The 21,853-nt window shown below is 74.7% G+C and carries 17 protein-coding genes; 9 read left to right on the top strand and 8 right to left on the bottom strand.

Translation table 11 applies throughout. From position 1 onward, the window contains the following. Positions 1-26: 26 nt before the first annotated feature. The 3 genes from G9H71_RS13005 (at position 27) to G9H71_RS12995 (ending at position 5,445) form a co-directional block, all read left to right on the top strand. Entirely contained in the window at positions 27-632 is a 606-nt protein-coding gene (locus tag G9H71_RS13005; RefSeq protein WP_166282482.1) for a hypothetical protein, read from the top strand. A 127-nt stretch (positions 633-759) separates the two neighbouring features. After that, positions 760-2,634: a glycerophosphodiester phosphodiesterase gene (locus G9H71_RS13000; RefSeq protein WP_166282481.1), complete on the top strand. Its 1,875-nt coding sequence runs from the start codon at positions 760-762 to the stop codon at positions 2,632-2,634. Between the two features lie 108 nt (positions 2,635-2,742). Continuing rightward, positions 2,743-5,445 (top strand): putative bifunctional diguanylate cyclase/phosphodiesterase, encoded by a 2,703-nt coding sequence (locus tag G9H71_RS12995; RefSeq protein ID WP_166282479.1) that lies wholly within the window; start codon positions 2,743-2,745, stop codon positions 5,443-5,445. 28 nt (positions 5,446-5,473) lie between these two features. On the opposite strand, the gene G9H71_RS12990 is transcribed toward G9H71_RS12995, so the two are convergent. Both G9H71_RS12990 and G9H71_RS12985 read right to left on the bottom strand, forming a co-directional pair. Next, complete coding sequence (locus G9H71_RS12990) at positions 5,474-7,162, bottom strand: phospho-sugar mutase (protein WP_166282534.1); 1,689 nt, start codon at positions 7,160-7,162, stop codon at positions 5,474-5,476. Between the two features lie 206 nt (positions 7,163-7,368). Next, positions 7,369-8,214 carry a purine-nucleoside phosphorylase gene (locus G9H71_RS12985; RefSeq protein ID WP_166282477.1) on the bottom strand — a complete coding sequence of 282 codons (846 nt, stop codon included), beginning with the start codon at positions 8,212-8,214 and terminating at the stop codon, positions 7,369-7,371. A 50-nt stretch (positions 8,215-8,264) separates the two neighbouring features. On the opposite strand from G9H71_RS12985, the gene G9H71_RS12980 reads away from it, so the two are divergent. Continuing rightward, positions 8,265-8,879 (top strand): isochorismatase family protein, encoded by a 615-nt coding sequence (locus G9H71_RS12980; RefSeq protein WP_166282475.1) that lies wholly within the window; start codon positions 8,265-8,267, stop codon positions 8,877-8,879. Positions 8,880-8,900: 21 nt separating this feature from the next. Here the strand turns inward: G9H71_RS12980 and G9H71_RS12975 are convergent, their stop codons facing one another. Then, positions 8,901-10,064, bottom strand: a complete 1,164-nt coding sequence (locus G9H71_RS12975; RefSeq protein WP_166282473.1) for a sensor domain-containing diguanylate cyclase — start codon at positions 10,062-10,064, stop codon at positions 8,901-8,903. A 259-nt stretch (positions 10,065-10,323) separates the two neighbouring features. Between G9H71_RS12975 and G9H71_RS12970 the strand changes: the two genes are divergently transcribed. Continuing rightward, entirely contained in the window at positions 10,324-11,907 is a 1,584-nt protein-coding gene (locus G9H71_RS12970) for a methyl-accepting chemotaxis protein (protein WP_166282471.1), read from the top strand. 117 nt (positions 11,908-12,024) lie between these two features. Here G9H71_RS12970 and G9H71_RS12965 read toward each other — a convergent pair whose 3' ends face one another. Continuing rightward, the gene (locus G9H71_RS12965) at positions 12,025-12,498 is read right to left on the bottom strand and encodes a gamma-glutamylcyclotransferase (RefSeq protein WP_166282469.1); all 474 of its coding nucleotides are present in this window, start codon (positions 12,496-12,498) and stop codon (positions 12,025-12,027) included. A gap of 35 nt (positions 12,499-12,533) precedes the next feature. Between G9H71_RS12965 and G9H71_RS12960 the strand changes: the two genes are divergently transcribed. The 3 genes from G9H71_RS12960 to G9H71_RS12950 all read left to right on the top strand — a co-directional run bounded on the left by G9H71_RS12960 (position 12,534) and on the right by G9H71_RS12950 (position 16,019). Further along, positions 12,534-13,964 carry an NAD(P)H-quinone dehydrogenase gene (locus G9H71_RS12960; protein ID WP_166282467.1) on the top strand — a complete coding sequence of 477 codons (1,431 nt, stop codon included), beginning with the start codon at positions 12,534-12,536 and terminating at the stop codon, positions 13,962-13,964. A 114-nt stretch (positions 13,965-14,078) separates the two neighbouring features. Beyond that, on the top strand, positions 14,079-15,134 hold the full coding sequence (locus tag G9H71_RS12955) for an aldo/keto reductase (protein WP_166282465.1): 1,056 nt from the start codon (positions 14,079-14,081) through the stop codon (positions 15,132-15,134). Between the two features lie 72 nt (positions 15,135-15,206). Next, complete coding sequence (locus G9H71_RS12950; protein WP_166282463.1) at positions 15,207-16,019, top strand: formate/nitrite transporter family protein; 813 nt, start codon at positions 15,207-15,209, stop codon at positions 16,017-16,019. Between the two features lie 18 nt (positions 16,020-16,037). Here G9H71_RS12950 and G9H71_RS24545 read toward each other — a convergent pair whose 3' ends face one another. Beyond that, positions 16,038-18,155, bottom strand: coding sequence for a S8 family serine peptidase (locus tag G9H71_RS24545; RefSeq protein WP_166282461.1), 2,118 nt, complete (start codon positions 18,153-18,155; stop codon positions 16,038-16,040). A gap of 75 nt (positions 18,156-18,230) precedes the next feature. Here G9H71_RS24545 and G9H71_RS12940 point away from each other — a divergent pair, with 75 nt between their 5' ends. After that, the gene (locus tag G9H71_RS12940; RefSeq protein ID WP_231134737.1) at positions 18,231-19,181 is read left to right on the top strand and encodes a 3-methyladenine DNA glycosylase; all 951 of its coding nucleotides are present in this window, start codon (positions 18,231-18,233) and stop codon (positions 19,179-19,181) included. Between the two features lie 10 nt (positions 19,182-19,191). On the opposite strand, the gene G9H71_RS12935 is transcribed toward G9H71_RS12940, so the two are convergent. From G9H71_RS12935 to G9H71_RS12925, 3 genes are all read right to left on the bottom strand, one after another. Continuing rightward, a complete protein-coding gene (locus G9H71_RS12935) occupies positions 19,192-19,731 on the bottom strand; it encodes a TIGR03086 family metal-binding protein (protein WP_166282459.1) in 540 nt (179 codons plus the stop codon). A gap of 135 nt (positions 19,732-19,866) precedes the next feature. Beyond that, entirely contained in the window at positions 19,867-20,004 is a 138-nt protein-coding gene (locus G9H71_RS12930; protein ID WP_166282457.1) for a hypothetical protein, read from the bottom strand. 4 nt (positions 20,005-20,008) lie between these two features. Next, the gene (locus G9H71_RS12925; protein WP_407939736.1) at positions 20,009-21,772 is read right to left on the bottom strand and encodes an acetyl/propionyl/methylcrotonyl-CoA carboxylase subunit alpha; all 1,764 of its coding nucleotides are present in this window, start codon (positions 21,770-21,772) and stop codon (positions 20,009-20,011) included. Positions 21,773-21,853 lie beyond the last annotated feature (81 nt).

Here is a 21,853-nt window from a genome sequence, read left to right as displayed (position 1 = left end):
GACGTGCCGTGACAGAAGGACGAGCCGTGACGAACGCCCGCAAGCTCCTCGCCGTGGCGGCCGGCGCCGTCGCGGCGGCCGCGCTCGCCGCCCCCGCGCACGCCGCCACCCCGACCACGACGGTCACCCTCAGCATCCGCGGCTGCGACGGCTGCACGTTCGGCGTCTGGAACACCACGGAGGCCGGCACGTCCGACCGCCCGTTGCGGACGGTGACGGTCAGGAACGGCACGGCGAGCTTCCGCGTCCCGACGGCACTGACCAAGGGCCTCGCGCTGGACTGGCGCGACCCGAAGGGCCGCTACCAGCTGCCCGGCGCCGTACCGGCCGTCTCGATGGCGCTGCCGCAGCACGCGCCCGGGACGGTCGTGAGCGAGCCGCGGGCGCGGGCCGCCACCCGGGCGTACTACTGCTGGGCCGGCACCCGGGCCAGGACGTACACGATCCGCCTGGGCCTCACGACGTTCCGCACCGAGAGCTACGAGGGCGACCGGATGGTGACCGGCGCCGCGATCTGGGCGTCGCCGACGCTGAAGGGGTACGGCACGGCCCGCACGCTGGAGAAGGGCCCGCAGGGCGAGCCGCCGATCTCCGGCCTGGGACACCAGGACGCGCCGTACTGCGGGAGCTGACCGGCGGTGAGCCCGCCGGGCGGCGGGGCGGCACCTGATGGTCGCCGCCGCGTCGCCGGCTGTCCGCATGGGCTTAACGCGCGGTCCCTAGCGTCCCCGGGACTCCAGAACCCCGGAAGGACCCTTCGTGCGACTCCGTTCTGCCCGTGGGCTCGGCGTGCTGGCGGCTGTCCCGCTGCTCGCCGTCGCCCCGCTCACCAGCTCCGCGCCCGCGACCGCCGACAGCGCCGTCGTGCTGCGTGCCGACTTCGACGACAACGTCCTGCCGGCGGGCTGGCGCCCGATCGAGGGCACGTGGGCCGTCCGGGACGGCCGCCTGGTCGGGACGAGCGCCAGCTCGAGCCAGCAGGCTCGCATCACGTTCGGCGAGCACCTCAGCGACTACCGGGTCGAGGCGACCGTGCGCTTCGAGACGGTGCAGAACACCGCGCGCTGGAGCGCCGTCGCCCTCGACATGCCCGCCGACGGCAGCCGGCCGTGGTGGATCGCCACCATGCGCACGGGCTCCACCGCGGCGAACGGGCTCGAGTTCGCGCAGATGACGGCCGGCGGCGCGTGGAACGTCACCAACACCGCCAGCGCGCCGACGACGGCCGGCACCGGCAAGGACGTGCGCGTCGCCGTCGAGGTGCACGGCAGCCGCGCGACCTGGGTCTTCAACGGCACGAAGGTCATGACGACCAGCGCGCTGCAGCGGTCGGCCGCGGGCGTGCTCGGACTGGTCGTGAACGGCGCGCAGGCGAGCTACGACGACATCGTCGTCACCAGGCTCGACCCCGAGCCGGTCATCGTCCCCGACGCCCCCGGGGCCCTGCCGGCCGTCATCGCGCACCGCGGCGACTCGGCCACGGCGCCGGAGAACACCCTCGCCGCCTTCGAGTCGGCCATCCGCAACGGCGCCGACTGGGTGGAGACCGACGTGCAGACCACCCGGGACGGCGCGCCTGTGCTGATGCACGACAACACGGTCGACCGGACGACCGCGGGGACCGGCGACATCAGCACGCTGACCGCGGCGCAGATCGCCCAGCTCGAGGCCGGCTCATGGTTCTCCGCGGCCGCGTACCCGGGCCAGAAGGTCCCCGCCCTGACCGACGTGCTCGACCAGGTCCGCGGCCGCGCGAGCAAGCTCCTGCTCGAGGTGAAGGGGCCGGAGACGCAGGCCGAGGTGGACCGGGTCGTCGCCGCCATCAAGAGCCGCGGGCAGACCAGTGAGGTGCTGCTGCAGAGCTTCGACGTCAACGTCCTGCGCCACGCCCGCGCGGCCGACCCCGAGCTCCGCCTCGGCCTGCTCCGGTCCGCGCTGGACGCCGACCCGGTCGCGGTCTCGAAGGAGCTGGGGCTCGCGGCGTACAACCCCAGCTGGGACGGGCTGAAGGCCGACCCGGGGGTCGTCGAGGAGCTGCACGAGGCCGGCGTGGCCGTCATGGTGTGGACGGTCGACGACACCGCCTCGTGGGAGCGGCTGCGCGAGCTGGGCGTCGACGGGATCATCACCAACAAGGCCGGGCAGCTCGCCGGCTGGCAGGACCGCTACACCCAGGCGCTGGCCGGCAAGCCGACGGCCTCGGTGCTCGCTCCCGCGGCCGGCGCCCAGCTGACCCGCGGCGAGAGCCTCACGCTCGCCGTCGCCGAGCAGGACGCCGACTCGGTCAGCGTGACCCTGGACGGGAAGCCGGCGGCCGAGGGGCAGGTCACCGACGTCGACACGCTCGCGCTCGGCACGCACACCGTCGTCGTGACGGCGACGGGCGAGGGCGGCACGACGACGACCACGTCCACGTTCACGGTGGTTCCGACCGCCCGCGGCCTTGCCTCCCTGCTGGCCGGGCCGCAGGAGGTCAAGCCGTCGCTGCGGCGCCGGATGCTCGACGACATCGACAAGCAGGACTGGGCGCAGCTGGTCGACGACGCCGAGTCGCACGCCGGGCGGGGCGTCCCCGAGCCGCTGGCGGCGCTGCTCGCCGCCGACGCCCGGGCGCTGCTGGCCACCGGGAGGTAGCCCGCTGCGGCGGGGCCCGGCCTCCGGGCCCCGCCGCGCGTCACTCGATCGGCCCGCTCGGCACCCGAGAACCCAAAGGTCCGCGCTCGACCAGCCGACAAAGCGTGGGTGAAGCAGCCGGGGGAGCGCCGTACGCGGGGGTCGCTGCGCCCACGGCTGCTCGCCCTCGTGGCGGTGCCCATGCTCGGTGTCGTCGTGCTGGCGGGCAGCGGCGTGAGCGTGACGCTCACGAGCGCGCGCGACGCCCAGGACGCCGAGCGCTCGGTCACGCACGCCGCCGCCCTGAGCTCGGTCCGCAGCATGATCGGCCAGGAGACGCTGCCCTCGGTCAGCGTCGCGATCGCCGGAGACGTGGAGCTCTCCCGCATGGTCGGGCTGCCGGAGGTGCAGCGAGAGCCGCTGCTTGCTCTGACGCTGAAGCAGGCGCAGGCCGCCCGTACGGCCACCGACGCCGCCACGGCCCGGGCCCGCGCGCAGGGCGTCAGCCCGTCGCTCATCGACTCGGTGACGTCCCAGCTGTCGGCGCTGCGAGCCGGGCTGGACGAGGAACGACCGGACACTCAGACCGCCGAAGGCGCCCTTGACGTCGCAGCCGACGTCTATCGCCGCTATGCCCGGGTCTCCGCGCAGCTCACCGAGGCCGAACGCGCCCACATCGACGACGCGATCGAGCAGGGCCTCGACCCCGACGGCGTCGTCGCCCTCGAGGACATCGCCCGCATCTCCGACCTCGTCGAGGCTGCGGCAGAGGAGCTCGGGCAGTTCCTCGCGGCCAACTTCGCCGCAGAGGGCAGGGAGGCCGAGCAGCACGCGATGCTGCTCGCCGACCGCGGCGCCTACGAGGCCGCGGCCGAGCGGGTGGACGGGCTGCACACCCCGAGCCTGCGGCAGGCCTGGAAGGCCCTGCAGCCGAGCCCGCCGGTGCGCCGGTTCGAGCGCGCGCTCGGCAGCACCACGCTGGCCCCGAAGGGCTCCGCGGCCGCCCCTTCCTTGGGCAAGGTCGTCGACAGCTATCGCGACGGCATCGCCCGCGACACCGCGCTCGTCTCGCTGCTGGACCAGGCCGCCGACCACGCGATAGCGGTGACGGGGGAGCAGCGCTCGACCGCGATCGGCACCCTGCGCGTCGTCGTGGGCTCCGCCCTGCTCCTGCTCGTCCTCGCGCTCGTCCTGCTCGTCGCGGTGGAGCAGTCGGTCTCCCGCCCGCTGCGCCGGCTGGCCCGCGATGCCGACGCGGTGAGCCACGGGCAGCTGGTCGAGGTGCACGAGTCCGGGCCGACGGAGGTGCGCACCGTCGCGCGTGCCCTCGCCGGAGCGGTCGAGAGCCTGCGGCGGGTGCAGGGGCACGCCGAGGCCGTCGCCCGCGGCGAGCTCGACGACGCGCGCCTCCGCGAGCCGCTCACCGGGCCGCTCGGCCAGGTGGTGCACGCCTCCATCGAGCAGATCGTCACCTCGATCCGGCAGCGCGAGACGCTCCAGGTCGAGCTCGCCTTCCAGGCCGCGCACGACGCGCTCACCGAGCTGCCCAACCGCGCCCAGGGGCTGCGGCTCATCGCGGGGGCGCTGCACCGGGCGCAGCGCGCCAGCGCCACCGTCGCGCTGCTCTTCGTCGACCTGGACTACTTCAAGAAGGTCAACGACACCTTCGGCCACGCCGCGGGGGACGAGGTGCTGCGCACGGTCGCGCGCCGCATGCAGGCTCTGGTCCGCTCCGGCGACGTCGTCTGCCGCCTCGGCGGCGACGAGTTCCTCGTGCTGCTCGAGCCCGTCGAGTCCGACGTGTCGCTCGTGGCGCTGGCGCAGCGGCTCATCACCGCGGTGTCCGACCCCATCGCCATCGGCGACAGCACCGTGCGCATCGGGGCCAGCGTCGGCATCGCCATCAGCAGCACCGGCTCGGTCGACGCCGACGCCCTGCTGCGCGAGGCGGACGCAGCGGCGTACCGGGCCAAGACCTCTGGGCGGGGCACGGCCGAGGTGTTCGACGAGCAGCTGCGGCGCGAGCTGGCCGAGCGGGCCGACCTCGAGGCCGCGATCGCGCACGGCCTCGTGGCGGGGGAGTTCCTCCTGCACTACCAACCGGTGGTGTCGGTCGCAACGAAGGAGCTGCGCGGGTTCGAGGCGCTGCTGCGCTGGGACCGGCCCGGGCACGGCCTCGTGCCGCCGGCCGCCTTCATCCCGCTGGCCGAGCAGTCCAACCTCATCTGCGAGCTCGGCCGGTGGGCGCTGGGCGAGGCGACGCGCCAGCTGGCCGCCTGGTCCGCCGCCGACGCCGGCCGCGGGCTCACGATGGCCGTCAACGTCTCCGGCCGGCACCTCGGCAGCCCCCGGATCCTGGACGACGTCGCCGACGCGCTGGCCGGGTCCGGGGTCGACCCGTCGTGCCTCGTCCTCGAGCTGACCGAGACGATGATCGTCGACGACGTGGCCTGCACGGACCGGCTCCGCGCGCTGCGCGGCAGCGGGGTGCGCATCGCGATCGACGACTTCGGCACCGGCTACACCTCGATCGGCCAGCTGCAGAACCTGCCGGTCGACACCCTCAAGATCGACCGCAGCTTCGTCGCGTCCGAGGCGCCCGGGCACCAGGAGCTGGTCCGCCTCATCGTGAGCGCGGCGCACACCTTCAACCTCGCCGTCGTCGCGGAGGGGGTCGAGGAGGACGCGCAGCTGGCCGCCCTGCGGACGCTGCAGTGCGACGCCGCGCAGGGCTTCCTGATCGCGCGGCCCATGTCCGCGGCCGCCGTCGAGGCCTCCTGCGGGCTGGGCGCGCGGGCGATGAGCTCGCCGGAGGCCGCGGCGCCGGCCTGACCGGTCAGGCCGACGGCGGCCTGGGCCGTCAGCCCAGCTGCAGCGCCTGCTCCACGTCCGCGCGCAGCGCGGCGAGCGCCTCGGCCGTCTCCCTGCTCGCGGCGTCCACGTCCCCGTCGGACACGTGCGCGACGACCTCGAAGTAGCACTTCAGCTTCGGCTCCGTCCCGGACGGCCGCACGACGACGCGGGCGCCGCCCTCGAGCCGGAAGCGCAGCCCGTCGGTGGGAGGCAGCCCGTCGCTCCCGGCCGAGAGGTCGTCGACGGCGAGGACGGCCCGTCCGCCCAGCCGCTCCGGCGGGTCGGCCCGGAGCCGCTCCACCGCAGCGGGGATCAGCGAAAGCTGCTTTACGCGTATGGACAGCTGGTCCGTGGCGTGCAGCCCGTGCTCGACGGCGATCTCGTCGAGGAGGTCGAGCAGCGAGCGGCCCTGTGCCTTGAGCGACGCCGCGATCTCGGCCACCACGAGCGCGGCGGTGATGCCGTCCTTGTCGCGCACCCCCTCGGGGTCGACGCAGTAGCCCAGCGCCTCCTCGTAGCCGAAGACGAGCCCCGGCACCCGGGAGATCCACTTGAACCCCGTGAGCGTCTCGGCGAACCCCATGCCGTGGGCCGCCGCGATCCGGCCGAGCAGTGACGAGGACACGATGGATGTCGCGAGCACGCCCCCGCTCCGGCCTTCGTGCGCGGCGCGGCGCGCCAGGTGCGTGGCGAGCAGTGCGCCGACCTCGTCACCGCGCAGCACCGTCCACCGGCCGTGGCGGCCGCCGGAGCGTACGGCGACGGCGACGCGGTCCGCGTCAGGGTCGTTCGCCAGCACCACGTCGGCCTGCTCGCGGCCGGCCGCAGCCAGCGCGAGGTCCATCGCCCCCGGCTCCTCCGGGTTGGGGAAGGCGACGGTCGGGAACGCCGGGTCCGGCTCGGCCTGCTCGGGCACCACGTAGGGCTCGGCGAAGCCAGCGCGGGCGAAGGCGGCGAGGGCGGTGTCGCGGCCGACGCCGTGCAGCGGGGTGTAGACGATCTTCAGGTCTCGCGGAGCGTCGGGCGGGACGACGGCAGCGGCGCGGGCGACGTACGCCTCGACCACGTCGTCCCCGGCCTCGGTCCAGCCCTCGGCCTGCGGCACCGTCATGATCGGCCCGACCGCGTCGATCTCGGCGCTGATCTCCGCGTCCGCCGGCGGGACGATCTGCGACCCGTCGCCGAGGTAGACCTTGTAGCCGTTGTCCGCGGCAGGGTTGTGCGATGCCGTAATCATGATTCCGGCATCTGCGGACAGGTGTCGGACCGCGAACGCGAGGACGGGGGTCGGCAGCGGGCGGGGGAGGACGACCGCCTCCAGCCCGGCCCCCGTGACGACCGACGCCGCGTCACGGGCGAAGTCGGCCGACCGCGAGCGGGCGTCGTAGCCGATCACGACCCGCTTGGCGACCCGGCTGCGCAGGTACGCCACGAGCCCGGCCGTCGCGCGCAGCACGGTGAGCCGGTTCATCCGGTTCGGGCCGGCGCCCAGCTCGCCGCGCAAGCCCGCGGTGCCGAACTCGAGCCGGCCGACGAAGCGGTCGCCGAGGGCGGCCGCCGGGTCCGGCCCGGCCAGCAGCGCCTGCAGCTCCCCGCGGGTCGCCTGGTCCGGGTCCTCGGCGAGCCAGGCGCGTGCGAGCTCGAGGACGTCCACGGTGTCCTCGGACTGTCGGTGCTCGTGCGCCCAGTCGGCCATCGTCTGGCCGTCGCCGGGCACCGGGTTGGGGGTCAGCGCAGGGTCGTCGCCCGGGCCGCCGGTCGCGGTGCGGTCGCCCGGCGCGCCGTGCTCGGCCTCCGGCGAGGCGGCCGCGCTGCCCTCGGTGTCCTCGGCGCGCAGGCCGTCGGGCACGCGCTCCTGGTCGCCTGCGCGCGCCTCGTCCGAGGTGGAGGGCGGCTGCTCGCTCACAGGCCCGCCACCAGGTCGCCGAGGAGCGTGCCCATCCGGCTGGCCGCCGCGTTGCCCGCAGCCAGCACCTCCTCGTGGTTGAGCGGCTCGCCGGTCATGCCCGCGGCGAGGTTGGTCACGAGGGAGATGCCCAGCACCTCGGCGCCGGCCTCACGGGCCGCGATCGCCTCCAGGGTCGTCGACATGCCCACGAGGTCCCCGCCCACCGCACGGACCATGCCGATCTCGGCCGGCGTCTCGTAGTGCGGGCCGGGCAGCTGCACGTAGACCCCCTCCTCCAGCGACGGGTCGACCTGCTTGCACAGCGTCCGCAGCCGCTTGGAGTAGAGGTCCGTGAGGTCGACGAAGCGCGGCCCCACGAGGGGGGACGTGCCCGTCAGGTTGATGTGGTCGCTGATGAGGACCGGCTGCCCGGCTGAGAAGGTCGGTCGCAGCCCGCCGCACCCGTTGGTCAGCACCACGACCGAGCACCCGGCCGCGGCCGCGGTGCGGACGCCGTGGGCGACCGCCGCCACGCCGCGCCCCTCGTAGAGGTGCGTCCGGCCGAGGAACGCGAGCACCTGCTTGCCGCCCACCGCGAGCGAGCGCACCCGTCCCGCGTGGCCCTGCACCGCCGGAGGAGCGAACCCGGGCAGGTCGGTGACGGGCAGGTCGGCCCTCTGGGAGCCGCGGCCCTCGACGATCCCGTCGACGGCGGGCACCCACCCCGAGCCGAGGACGAGCGCGACGTCGTGCCGCTCCACGCCGGTCAGCTCGCGGAGGCGATCGGCCGCGGCGCGGGCGAGGGCGTACGGGTCGTCGGTGGGAGAGGCCCCGGATGCGGGCTGGAAGCTGTCGCTCACCCGCTGCAGCGTAGGGCCGGGCTTTCGGGCGGGGCACTAGGCTCCCCGTCATGCAGGCTCTGGCTGAGGAGACCGGCGGCCGCGCGCTGATCGTGGTGGACGTGCAGAACGACTTCTGCGAAGGCGGCAGCCTCGCCGTCGAGGGCGGGGCGGAGGTCGCCGAGGCGCTCGGGGCGTACGTCCGCGAGCACCGCGACGCGTACGACCGGGTCGTCACCACCCAGGACTGGCACGTGGACCCCGGCGACCACTTCTCGGCCGCGCCGGACTACGCGCACAGCTGGCCGCCGCACTGCGTCGTCGGCACCGGTGGGGCCGACCTGCACCCGGGCCTGGACGCCGGGCACGGGGGCGGCTTCGTCGAGGCCGTGGACGTCGTCGTGCGCAAGGGCGAGCACGCCGCGGCCTACTCCGGCTTCGAGGCGACGACGCCCGGCGGCGAGCCGCTGGACGGCTACCTGCGGGGCGCGGGCATCGCCGCAGTGGACGTGGCGGGCATCGCCACCGACCACTGCGTACGCGCCACGGCGCTCGACGCGGCCGCGGCCGGCTACTCGGTCCGGGTCCTGCTGCCGCTCTGCGCCGGCGTGGCCCCGGCGTCGACGGAGCGCGCGCTGTCCGAGCTGCGCGAGGCCGGGATCGAGCTGGTCGGCGACCTGGTCTGAGCACCCCCGGGCCGCGCCGGGTCACCCCAGCGGCTCGGCCACCGGGAGGCGCTCGGCTTCGACGGCCGCGCCGGCGTGCCGAGCGAGGTCGATCCTGCGCCGACCGCGGCGGTCCGGCCGCGGGCCGGCGGACGGCTCCTGCGCCGACCACGAGGCCGCGTCGAGCCCGACCTTCTCCCGGTACATCGCGCTGTCCGCCGCTCTCAGCAGCGCGTCGGGGTCGTCGAACCCAGGACCGGCCGTGGCGACCCCGATGCTCGCGCGCAGCACGACGTCGTGGCCCGCGACGTGCAGCGGCGCCTCCAGGGCGGCGCGGACGCGTGCGGTCACCACCGCGAGCGCGTGCTCGGAGATCGTCCCGTGCGGGCCGGCCGTGAGCGACTCGCAGAGGATGACGAACTCGTCGCCGCCCAGCCGGGCCAGCGTGTCCTCGGTGCGCAGCGCGTTGCCCAGCCGCCCGGCGGCCTCGACGAGGACCTGGTCGCCGACCTCGTGGCCGTGGGTGTCGTTGATCGCCTTGAAGCCGTTCAGGTCGAGGAAGAGCACCGCGAGCGGTGCGTCCCGCCGCTGCGCCGACGCCAGCGCGTGCTCGAGCCGGTCGTAGAGCAGCGCCCGGTTGGGCAGCCCGGTCAGCGCGTCGTGCGTCGCAGCGTGGACCAACGCGTCCTGCGCCGCCTCCGCCTCGTCCCGGTCGTGGGCCATGACCACGTAGCTCACCGCGACGTCCGCGAGCGTCCGCGCCGCCTCCAGGTCCTCCTCGCTCCACGGCGACGGGGCGGACCGGTACAGGTCCAGGGCGCCCCAGGCCCGGCCGCGCGCCAGCAGCGGGACCGAGGCGACCGAGCGCATCCCCACCGCGACCGCGCGGTCGGCGAACTCCGGCCAGCGCCAGGCGCCGACCGCGAGGTCGGGCTCGAGCACGGCCTCGCCCGCGTCCACGGCGTCGTGACAGGGGCCCTGCCCCAGCACGTCCTGCGCGGTCTCCGCCTCGCACGTGCTGTCGCTGCTCGCGTCCACGAACCGCAGCCGCCGGCCGTCGACGTACATCACGCCCGCGCCGGTGACCGGAAGGACCCGGCAGGCGGCGGCCGCGAGGTCGCGCAGCACCCCCTCGACCGTGAAGGCGCCGGTCGCGCGCCGGGCGAACTCGACGACCACGTCGAAGAGCTCGCGCTTGTCCGCCATGTGCGGTCCTTCCCCCGGCAGGTGGGCCCGAGGACGTACGCCCCGGGCGGCGTGGCTGTAGCCCACGCGCGGCTCCGGGCGGCTTCAGAGCCTGAAAAGCGCAGAAATGCGCGGCGAAGTGACCGGACTATAGCCCCGTTCAGTGGGTGCGCAAACACAGCGGGTCAGCTTCGGCAGCTCGGGGGGTGCTCCGACGCCTCATGCCGACGGGGCGGGTGCCGAAGGACGAGGTAGGACAACCCCGGAGGACTGGAGCCCCATGCGCACGACGAGCATCCGCACGAAGCTGCTGGCCGGCTTCCTGTCAGTCGTCGGGCTGTCGATCGCGCTGGGGGTCTACAGCGCCTGGTCGTTCGCCCGCATCAACAACGGCGTCGAGAAGGTCGTCGCCACCCAGGACCAGGTCCTCGCGGCCGGTCAGGTCCGCTACCTCACCCAGAGCCTGACGGTGAGCGCGCTCGCCTACCCGATCACCGAGGGCGACGACGCCAAGGCGCAGATCAGCGAGGGCGCCAAGACGACGGTCGCGTCGTTCGGACCCGTGCTGGACGGCTTCGAGGCCAGCCTCAGCGCCGAGCAGAAGGCCGCGATGGCCGACGAGATCGCCTCGGTCAAGGAGGCGTGGGGGACGTTGGCGGACGCCATGCTCAAGCTCGCGAACGTCTCGGGCGCCGCCACCAGCGCGTCCGGGTCCTCGACGCTCGACTCCTCCACCGCGTACTCCAACATCATCGCCGCCGTCGACAAGCTCAACGGCGCGCTCGCCGAGTCCAGCAAGGCCCAGCAGAAGGCCTCGCACGACGTCTACAGCTCGGCCCGGCTCGTGCTCGTCATCGCCCTGCTGCTCGGTGCCGCGGGCGGCGTCGGCCTCGCGCTGGTCCTCGCCAACGGCATCGTCGGCCCGCTGCGGCGCAGCGTGGCGACGCTCAGTGCGGTCGCAGACGGCGACCTCACGGTCGAGGCCGGTGCCGACGCCCAGCGCAAGGACGAGGTCGGCGAGCTCGTCCGCGCCGTCGACACGACCGTCGCCTCGCTCCGCGAGGTCCTCGGGTCGACCGCGCGCACCGCGGGCACGCTGGCGCAGGCCGCGGAGACGCTCGAGGGCGGGACCGGCCGCATCGCCGCCGCCTCCGCCGAGGCCGTCGAGCAGGCCGCCCAGGTGGCGGCCGCCGCCGACCAGGTGTCGGCCAGCGTGCGCACGGTCGCCGCCGGCACCGACGAGATGGGCGAGTCGATCTCGGAGATCTCCCGCAACGCCAACGAGGCCGTCGCCGTCGCCGGGGCCGCGGTCCAGGCCGCCACGGCCACCGACGAGCGGGTCCGCCGGCTCTCGGAGTCCTCGCGCGAGATCGGCGACGTCGTCAAGGTCATCACCTCGATCGCCGAGCAGACCAACCTGCTCGCGCTCAACGCCACCATCGAGGCCGCCCGCGCCGGCGAGGCCGGCAAGGGCTTCGCCGTCGTCGCTTCGGAGGTCAAGGACCTCGCGCAGGAGACCGCCCGCGCGACCGAGGACATCGTGCGCCGCGTCGAGACGATCCAGACCGACACCACGGCCGCGGCGGACACCATCGCCCAGATCACCGAGATCATCGACCGGATCGCGACGTTCCAGACCTCGATCGCCTCCGCGGTCGAGGAGCAGACCGCGACGACCGGCGAGGCCAGCCGCAGCGTCGGGCAGGCCGCGCACGGCACCGACGAGATCGCCGTCAAGATCGGGCGCGTGGCGCAGGCGACCGGCAGCACCGACGAGGAGGTCCGCCTCTCGGCCGAGACGACCGGCCTGATCAAGGGCCTGAGCTCGGAGCTGCAGACCCTGGTGTCGCGCTTCCGCTACTGACCGCGGCGCCGGCCTCCGGCGTACGCCCGCAGCTCGCGGCCCTGGCTGTCCTCGGACGGCCGGGGCCGCTGCCGTGTCTGCCGTGCGTGCCGCGCCTGCGCCGCGGGTGCGGTCGGGTCAGGAGGCGGGGCCGGGCCCGACGGAGACGCACGGGCGGGCGCGCAGGTCCGAGACGTAGTCGCTCGGCGCCCCGGCCACCTCTGCGGCCTCGGCGATCAGGCCGAGGTAGCGGGCGCTGGGCAGCCCGCCCTCGTAGGCGTCCAGCACGTAGAGCCAGGCCACGACCTCGCCGTCCAGGGTCTGCACGCGGACCCGCAGCTTGCGGTAGAGCCCGATCGCCGCGCCCTCCCACTCGTCGAGCTGGCGGGCGTCGAGGTCGGTCAGGTCGTAGAGCATGACGAAGACCGAGCTGGCCGGGTCCTCCGGCGTCTCGACGACGGTCGCGAGCGCGCCCTCCCAGCCGAGGTCCTCGCCTCCGAAGGTCAGCCGCCAGCCGACCAGCCATCCCGAGCCACGGGCAGGCGAGTGCGGCGCCCGCTGCATCATCCGACGGGCGTCCATGTTGCTGCCGTAGGCGGCGTAGAGGGCCACGGCCGGAATCGTATTGGTGACGCGCGCAAGGCAGAATGAGCCCCGTGACCAGCCCATCGCGCATCGCCATCCTCGGGGGTGGCCCGGGCGGCTACGAGGCCGCGCTGAGTGCCGCCCGCCTCGGCGCCGACGTGACCGTCGTCAGCGACGGGCTCGGCGGGTCCGCGGTGCTCACCGACTGCGTCCCCAGCAAGACGCTCATCGCCGTCGCCGAGGTCGTGACGCTCGCCGCCGAGTCCGGCGGGCTGGGCGTGCGCGTCGGCAGCAACGTCATCGGCGACATCGACGGCGACGGCATCCCCGATGGCAAGGTGGGCGTCGATCTCGCCGCCGTCAACGCGCGCATCAAGCGGCTCGCCGCGGCCCAGTCGGACGACATCGGCCAGCGGTTGGAGAAGGAGGGCGTCCGCGTCCTCGACGGCCGCGGCCGGCTCGACGGCCCCTCGCGCGTCGTCGCGACCCTCGCCGACGGCAGCTCCGAGACCGTCGACGCCGACGCGGTGCTCGTCGCGACCGGCGCCCACCCGCGGGTGCTCGCCGGCTCCGAGCCGGACGGCGAGCGCATCCTCACCTGGGAGCAGCTCTACGAGCTGCGCGAGCTGCCCGAGCAGCTCATCGTGGTCGGATCGGGTGTGACGGGCGCGGAGTTCGCGTCGGCGTACAACGCCCTCGGCTCCTCCGTCACGCTGGTCTCCTCGCGCGACCGCGTCCTGCCCTCTGAGGACGCCGACGCGGCGCAGGTGCTCGAGGAGGTCTTCGCCCGCCGCGGCATGACGGTCCTGTCCCGCTCGCGGGCCTCCTCGGTCAAGCGCGTCGGCGACGGCGTCGTCGTCGCGCTCGAGGACGGCCGCACGGTCGAGGGCTCGCACTGCCTGCTGGCGGTCGGCTCGATCCCCAACACCGCGGGCATCGGGCTCGAGGAGGCGGGTGTCACGCTCGGGCGCGGCGGCTACATCGAGGTCGACAAGGTCTCCCGCACCTCCAACCGCGGCGTCTACGCCGCCGGCGACTGCACGGGCGTGCTGATGCTCGCGTCGGTCGCGGCCATGCAGGGGCGCATCGCGATATGGCACGCGCTCGGCGAGGCGGTGACGCCGCTGGACCTGAAGTCGGTGTCGGCCAACGTCTTCACCGACCCCGAGATCGCGACGGTCGGCTGGTCCCAGGAGGCGGCCGAGGCCGCGGGCTCGCACGTCGTCACGGTCAAGCTGCCGCTCTCGACCAACCCGCGGGCGAAGATGCAGGGCCTGCAGGACGGCTTCGTGAAGCTCACCTGCCGTCGCGGCTCGCGCATCATCGTCGGTGGCGTCGTCGTGGCGCCGCGAGCCAGCGAGCTGGTCCACCCGGTCTCGCTCGCGGTCGCGCTCGGGCTCACGGTCGACCAGGTCGCCCACGCGTTCACCGTCTACCCGAGCCTGTCCGGCTCGATCGCCGAGGCGGCGCACCAGCTGCACAACCGGGCCTGAGCGGCACGCGCCCGGTCCGGGAGACGTCCGGGCGCGAGCTGTCGGGGCCGCGCCTGACTCGTCGTCGAGCTGGGCATGAGGGTGTCCGCAGCACGACACCCTCGAGGAGACTTCATGGAGTACCGCCAGCTCGGCAGCTCGGGCCTGCTCGTGTCCACGCTCACCCTGGGCACGATGGGCTTCGGCGGAGGCGGCAAGTTCGCCAAGGTCGGGACCGGCTCGGTCGAGGACGCCCGGCAGCAGCTCGACCTCTGCCTCGAGGCCGGCGTCAACCTCGTCGACACCGCGGACGTCTACTCCGACGGGGTCTGCGAGGAGATCGTCGGCGAGGCGCTCAAGGGACGGCGCGACGAGGTGCTGCTGGCCACCAAGGTGCGCTTCCCGATGGGGCCCGGGCCGAACGACCGCGGGCTGTCGCGGCACCACGTCGTCCGCGGGTGCGAGGCCAGCCTGCGCCGGCTCGGCGTCGAGCACATCGACCTCTACCAGCTGCACGAGTGGGACGGGCTGACGCCGCTGGAGGAGACGTTCGAGGCGCTCGACAGCCTCGTCCGGTCGGGCAAGGTCCGCTACGTCGGCATCTCGAACTACTCGGCCTGGCACGCGATGAAGGCGATCGGCGTCGCGGAGCGGGGCGGGCTGCCGCGGCCGGTGAGCCAGCAGGTCTACTACTCGCTGCAGGGCCGCGAGGCGGAGTACGAGCTGGTCCCGCTCGCCCTCGACCAGGGGCTCGGCGTGCTGGTGTGGAGCCCGCTCGCCGGCGGCCTGCTGTCGGGCAAGTACCGCCGGGGGCAGCAGGCGCCCGAGGGCTCCCGCCAGCTGCAGGACTGGGGCGAGCCGCCGGTCTACGACGAGGACAAGCTCTACGACACGATCGAGGTGCTCGTGGAGGTCGCCGAGGCGCGCGGCGTGCCGGCCGCGCAGGTCGCCCTGGCCTGGACGCTCGCCAAGCCGGGCGTCACGTCGCTGGTGATCGGCGCCCGCACGACCGACCAGCTGCGGCAGAACCTCGTCGCCGCCGAGCTCCGGCTCGACGAGTCCGAGATCGCGCGCCTCGACGCGGCCAGCGCACTGCCGCTGCTCTACCCCTACTGGCACCAGGCCGCCACCGCGTCCGACCGGCTCTCGCCCGCGGACCTCAGCCTGCTCGGGCCGCACCTGCCCACCTGACGCCGGCCGGCCGAGGCCTGCACGCAGGCGCTGCGTGGTTGCCGCACCCGGCGCGGGGTAGGCGCGCCCGCCATGGGTGGGCAACGGACCAGTGAGTCGGCCGAGGACAACGACGCCGAGCTCGAGTCGTCGCTGGAGAGCGCGTTCGACCGGCTGGCCGGCGAGGGCGAGCAGCGGCTCGGGCGGACGTGGGGCGCGCTCATCAGCACGGGCCTCATGGGCGGGATCGACGTCGGTGTCGGCCTGCTGGCGATGCTCGTCGTCCTCGACGAGACCGGCAGCCCGCTGCTCGGCGCGCTGGCGTTCTCCGTCGGCTTCCTCGCGCTGCTCCTCGCGGACAGCGAGCTGTTCACCGAGGGCTTCCTCGTGCCGGTGACCGCGGTGGCGGCCAAGCGCGGCCGCCCCGCGTCCCTCGCGCGGCTCTGGGGTGTGACGCTGGTGGCGAACCTCGTCGGCGGCTGGGTCATCGCGTGGCTGATCGCCCACGCGTTCCCGCACCTGCACACGCTTGCCGTGGAGACCGCGGCGCACTACGCCACCGCGGGCCTCTCGGTGCGTACGGCGTGCCTGGCGCTGCTCGCCGGCGCGGCCATCACGCTGATGACCCGGATGCAGCACGGCACCGACTCCGACCCGGCGCGGGCGGCGGCCGCGATCGCCGGGGCGTTCGTGCTCTCGGGAACCCAGGTCTTCCACTCGATCCTGGACTCGCTGCTGATCTTCACCGCGCTGACGGGCGGCGCGGCGCCCTACGGCTACCTCGACTGGCTGCACTGGTTCTGGTACACGACGCTCTTCAACGTCGTCGGCGGCCTCGGCCTGGTCACCCTGCTCCGGCTCGTGCGCACCAAGGAGCGGGTCCGGCAGGAGCGGGAGGAGCATTAGCGCCGCCAGCCCGCGCGGCTACCGCGCCGTGTGCCGGCGCAGCGCGCTCGTCCCGGCCGCGGCCCCGTAGCCGGCCGGCACCACGACGCGCAGCGTCGACGTGCCGCGCGGCGGGGACCAGACGAAGGCCACGGTGCCCTTGGCGGAGACGGGAGCCGTCGCCCGGACCACCCAGCGCTTGCCGACCTTCTGCTCGAGGCGCGCCCTGAGCCGGGCCGGCGCGTCCACGTCGGCGCGGAACGCAGTGCGCGCACGGGCCCGCCCACTGCTCGTCGCGGCCCAGCTGACCCCGGCCGCGACCGTGCGCGCCGAGCCGACGCTGACGACCGCGGTCCGGCTGCCCGACGTCACGCTGACCCGCAGCGTCCCGCTGCGTTGCAACGGCGCCCGCAGGGTGAACGTGCCGGCGCGCACCGAGCCGGTGGCGAGCGTCCGGGCGCCCTCCAGCAGGCGGGCCGTCCCCGTCAGCCCGAGGCCGCCGAGCAGCGCCGTCCCGGTGACCGTCACGGTGCTGCCGTACGTCACCCGCGCCGCGGCGGGCCGGGCGGCCGCCGTGACGGTGAGCCCGGCGGGCGCGGTGCCCGTGGAGCCCCCGGAGGGCGCGGGCTCGGGCGCGGTGGAGGGGGCGGGGGCGGGGTCGACTGGCAAGGGCTGCGTCGAACCGGCGACCGGAGCCGGCGCGGGCTGAGCCGTGGGTGCCGGCGCAGTCGTGGGTGCCGGGGCGGTGGGGGGTGCGGGGTCGGTCGTGGGTGCGGGGTCGGTCGTGGGTGCGGGGTCGGGCTGGGGTGCCGGGGCGGTGGGAGCAGGATCGGTCGGGGGAGCGGGGTCGGGCGTGCCGCTGCCGCCCGAGCCGCCGTTCCCGCCCGCGCCGCCGCTGGCCACCGTCCCCGTCGGCTGCGGCTCGGCCGTCACCCCGTCCGGCTGCGTGCTGAGGGCGCGGACCGGGTCGATGAGCCCCCACCCGAACTCGTCGTCGAAGCCCGGGTCGCCGAGATCGGTGGTGGTGGCCTCGATGTGGCTGACGGCCTGGGCAGCGGTCAGCGACGGCCAGGCCCCGAGGACCAGGCCGAGGGCGGCCACCGCGTACGGCGTCGCCATCGACGTGCCGTCGAGCCAGGCGTAGCGATCGTCGGGGTAGGTCGAGAGGATGTCCTCCCCCGGCGCGGCGACGCCGATGTGCGAGCCGGTCGAGGAGAAGGGCGCTCGGGTGTCCGTGTCGGTGGTCGCGCCGACGGCCAGGACACCGGCGTACGCGGCGGGGTAGGACGTCGGGCTCCCGGTCTCGCCGTCGTTGCCCATCGCCGCGACGATGGCCACACCGTGGCTGGTGGCGTAGCGGACGGCCGAGGCCTCCGCGGCGCTCGGGGTGTCGCTGCCGAGGGAGAGGTTGAGCACCTTTGCGCCGTGGTCGGTGGCCCAGATGATGCCCTTGGCCACGTCGGAGGAGTATGCGGTGCCGTCCGGGCCGAACACCTTCACCGGCATGATGCGGGCGTCCGGGACGAGCCCGGCCACGCCGATGCCGTTGCCGACGACCGCGCCGATGATGCCGGCGACGTGCGTGCCGTGCCCCTCGCTGTCGGTCAGCCCGTCGCCGCCGGTGAGGACGTCCGTGCCCGCGACGAGCACGCCCGCGAGGTCGGGGTGCGTCCCGTCGACACCCGTGTCGATGACCGCCACGACCGGGGGAGTGCCGTGCGGCAGCCCGCGCGCCTGCTGCGCGCCCAGCCGGGCGAGCGCCCACTGCGACCTCGCGTACGGGTCGGGCAGGTCTCCGGCGAGCAGCGAGCGGCGGGTGTCCGGCCCGGCGGCGACGACGGAGGGCTGGGCGTCGAGCAGCCGGGACGCGGTGCTGACGGACTCCGCGGCCACCTCGACGGTGTCGACGGCGAGGGTGCCGCCGGCCTCGACCGTGTAGGCCAACGACGCCGCGCTCTCGCCGCGCTGCGGCAGGGCGTCCACGAACGCCTGCGCCTCGGCGGGGGTCAGCTCTGCGGTGACGACCGCGTCCAGGCCGGCTGCGGAGGCGGCGCGCAGTGCGGCGGCCTCGGCCGGCGTGGCGGTGAGGGACAGGGCCGCGACCGCAGCGACCGTGACGAGGGCGGCGCAGCAGCGCGCGGGGCGTGTCGAGGTCACTGTCCCCCCATCGGCTTGCAGGGGAAGCTCTCGCAGGTCCGTTCGGGGGTAGCCGGCCCCTACCCTGGTCCTCTGATGTCCGAGCTCGTGATGTCCCAACCCGCCGTCGACCCGGCCCGCGCCTCGTCTCTGCCGCTACCGGAGCACGAGTGGCGCCGGCGGGCCGCGGCCCATGCCGCCCGCGTCGAGCAGTGGGTACGCCCCGTGCAGGAGCGCCGGCTGCGCGGCGAGGCGCACCCGGTCGAGGACTTTCTGTTCACCTACTACTCCCAGCGCCCGGCCCGGCTGCTGCGGTGGAGCCCGGGGGCCGGTGCCGTGCTCGCGGCCGTCGACCGCGACGCCCTGCCCGAGGGCTGCGACTGGGAGGCGGTCCCGGGCGGCTTCCGGCTCGCAGCACCGCCGGAGGGCATCGCTCGCACCGCCGCCTGGGTCGTGGAGCTGCTGGAGCGGACGGCGTCCCGCCCGGCCCAGTTCGGCTGCTTCGGGCTCCACGAGTGGGCGATGGTGCACCGCCAGCCCGCCGAGCAGGTCCGGCACGCGAGCTGGCCGCTGCGGCTGGGCGCCGACGGGACCTCCGAGGTCGTCGAGTCGCTGCCGGTCCGGTGCTCGCACTTCGACGCGTTCCGCTTCTTCACGCCGGAGGCGCGCCCGCTCAACCAGCTCCAGCCGACGCGCGCGACCCAGGCCGAGCTCGAGCAGGGCGGCTGCCTGCACGCCAACATGGACCTCTACAAGTGGGCCTACAAGGTCTTCCCGTACGTCGATGCCGAGCTCGTCGCCGACTGCTTCGACCTCGCGCGCCGAGTGCGTGAGCTGGACATGCGGGCCTCGCCGTACGACCTGCGGGCCCTCGGCTACGAGCCGGTGGCGATCGAGACGGCCGCCGGTCGGGCGGAGTACGTCGTGCAGCAGCGCGCGTTCGCGGCGGAGGCGGCGACGCTGCGGGAGAGGCTGCTCGCGCAGGCGCTGACGGTTCTGGAGGTCGGAAGAGCCGCGCAGTCGGGCTGCGCCCCGCAGTCGGGCTGAGCCCGGGAGGTCAGGCCGTACGCCCCAGGAACGCGACGAAGCGGTCGACCGCCGGCGCGTCGTCGGCGATGGGGACCTCGGGCGCGAAGGCGTCCCCGCGCAGCTCGGGAGTGAGCATCCCCCGTCCCGTGGCGAGCGCGCTCTCGGCCTCGTCGGGGGCGTACGGGATCGGCTGCCCGGTCGCAGTCGCGAGGTCCCAGCCGTGGCCGACGTACTCCATGAGCATCATCCCGGCGACGGCGCTGCCGGGCAGGGTCATCTCGCCCAGCGTCACCTCGCGCTCCATTGCGCCGGCCCGCAGGGCCGCGACGGCCCGCTCGGCGCTCGCGCGGAACTGGTCCTCGGCCAGCTGCCCGGGCTGCGGGGTGGCCGGCCCGCCTGCAAGCGCGTCCGCGAAGTGGCCCACCCACTCGACCGTGTGGCCGACCAGCGTCGCGACGTCGTAGTCGGGGCACGGCGTCGGCAGGCTGCCCTGCTCGGGCCGGACCTCCGCGATCAGGCGCGCGGTCTTGTCCAGGACGGCCTCGAGCTGGTCGACGTCTGCGGGCATCAGCGGCTCCTGTCCGTCCGGATCATGTCCCTGCCTCGGGTCCACGCTTGAAGGAATCGCCTCGAGTGCACAGGCTGCGCTGCCCGAAGTGGTCCGAACCCTAGCGAAGAGCTCGATCTGGCCGCGCTTGCACCGTCAGCGCCCGCGCCTGCGCTGATCCCGACGCCGCCGCTCGGCACTGCCGAACGCGACACCCAGCGCGAGCGCCGCCCCGACGAGCAGCACCAGCATCAGGACGAGCAGCAGGGCCTCGCTGGCCGAGACGCCGCCCACGGCGTCAGTCGGTGATCTCGCAGATGACCGCGCCGCTGGCGAGCGTCGCGCCGACCGTGGCCGCAAGGTTGGTGACCTTGCCCGCCTTGTGCGCGTTGAGCGGCTGCTCCATCTTCATCGCCTCGAGCACGACGAGCAGGTCCCCGGCGGCGACCTCCTGGCTCTCGGCGACGGCGACCTTCACGATCGTCCCCTGCATCGGGCTCGTGACGGCGTCGCCGCTCGGGGCCGCGATCGTCGGCTCGGTGCGGCCGCCGCGGCGGGCGGGGCGGCGTACGCGCCCGCTCGCCGACGCGACCGAGGCGGCGCCGGCGGTGACCCATCCGGGGAGCACGACCTCGAGCCGCTTGCCGCCGACCTCGACGACGACGCGCTCGCGGTCGCCCTCGCCCTCGGGGTGCACGTGGGGGCCGGCGTAGGCGTCGAGGTCCAGCCGGGCCTCGGTCTCGATCCAGCGGGTGTGGACGCGGAACGGGTTGTCGGTGAACGCGGCGTCCTCGAGCACGGCCCGGTGGAAGGGCAGCGCGGTGGGCATGCCCTCGACCTCGAACTCGGCGAGCGCGCGGCGGGCGCGCTCGAGCACCTGCTCCCGGGAGAAGCCGGTGACGATCAGCTTGGCGAGCAGCGAGTCGAACGCGCCGCCGACCTCGGAGCCCTCCTCGACACCGGCGTCGAGCCGGACGCCGATGCCGCCCGGCGGGCGCCAGCGGGTGACCCGGCCGGGAGCAGGCATCCAGTTGTTCGACGGGTCCTCGCCGTTGATGCGGAACTCCATCGCGTGCCCGCGCACCGGCGGGTCGTCGTAGCCCAGCGGCTCGCCGGCCGCGACCCGCAGCTGCTCACGCACCAGGTCGATACCGGTGACCTCCTCGGAGACCGGGTGCTCGACCTGGAGCCGGGTGTTGACCTCGAGGAAGGAGATCGTGCCGTCCTCGGCGACCAGGAACTCACACGTCCCGGCGCCGACGTAGCCGGCCTCGCGCAGGATCGCCTTGGAGGAGTCGTAGAGCCGGTCGATCTGGGCCGCGCTGAGGAAGGGCGCGGGCGCCTCCTCGACGACCTTCTGGTGGCGCCGCTGGAGTGAGCAGTCGCGCGTGCTGACGACGACGACGTTGCCCTGGGTGTCGGCGATGCACTGGGTCTCGACGTGACGCGGACGGTCGAGGTAGCGCTCGACGAAGCACTCGCCGCGCCCGAACGCCGTGACGGCCTCACGCACCGCCGAGTCGTAGAGCTCGGGGATCTCCTCCAGCGTGCGGGCGACCTTGAGGCCACGCCCGCCGCCGCCGAACGCGGCCTTGATGGCGACCGGCAGGCCGTGCTCGCGGGCGAACTCGACGACCTCGGCCGAGCCGGCGACCGGGTCGGAGGTGCCGGGGACGAGCGGGGCGCCGACCTTCTGGGCGATGTGGCGGGCGGTGACCTTGTCCCCGAGCGCGCGGATCGCCGACGGCGGGGGACCGACCCAGGTCATGTCGTTGGCCAGCACGGCCTCGGCGAAGTCGGCGTTCTCCGCGAGGAACCCGTAGCCGGGGTGCACGGCGTCGGCGCCGCTCTGCCGGGCGACAGCAAGGATCTTGTCGATCACGAGGTAGCTGTCGGCGGGGGTGGAGCCGCCGAGGGAGTACGCCTCATCCGCGATCCGCGCGTGCAGCGCGTTGCGGTCGGGGTCCGCATAGACGGCGACGCTCTGGATGCCGCTGTCGCGGCAGGCGCGCGCGATGCGGACGGCGATCTCGCCTCGGTTGGCGATGAGGACCTTGCGCAACTGACGCCCTCCCGGCTTGGACGAGATGGTCACCCTAGCCGTCCGGTGCCGGGCCCCCTGCGCTGCGTGCGGCAAGGCGGG

The sequence above is a fragment of the Motilibacter deserti genome (genome assembly GCF_011250635.1).
Classification (GTDB): domain Bacteria; phylum Actinomycetota; class Actinomycetes; order Motilibacterales; family Motilibacteraceae; genus Motilibacter_A; species Motilibacter_A deserti.
Note: the sequence above shows the minus strand (reverse complement) of the source record. Positions and strands in the feature narration are given on the sequence as shown.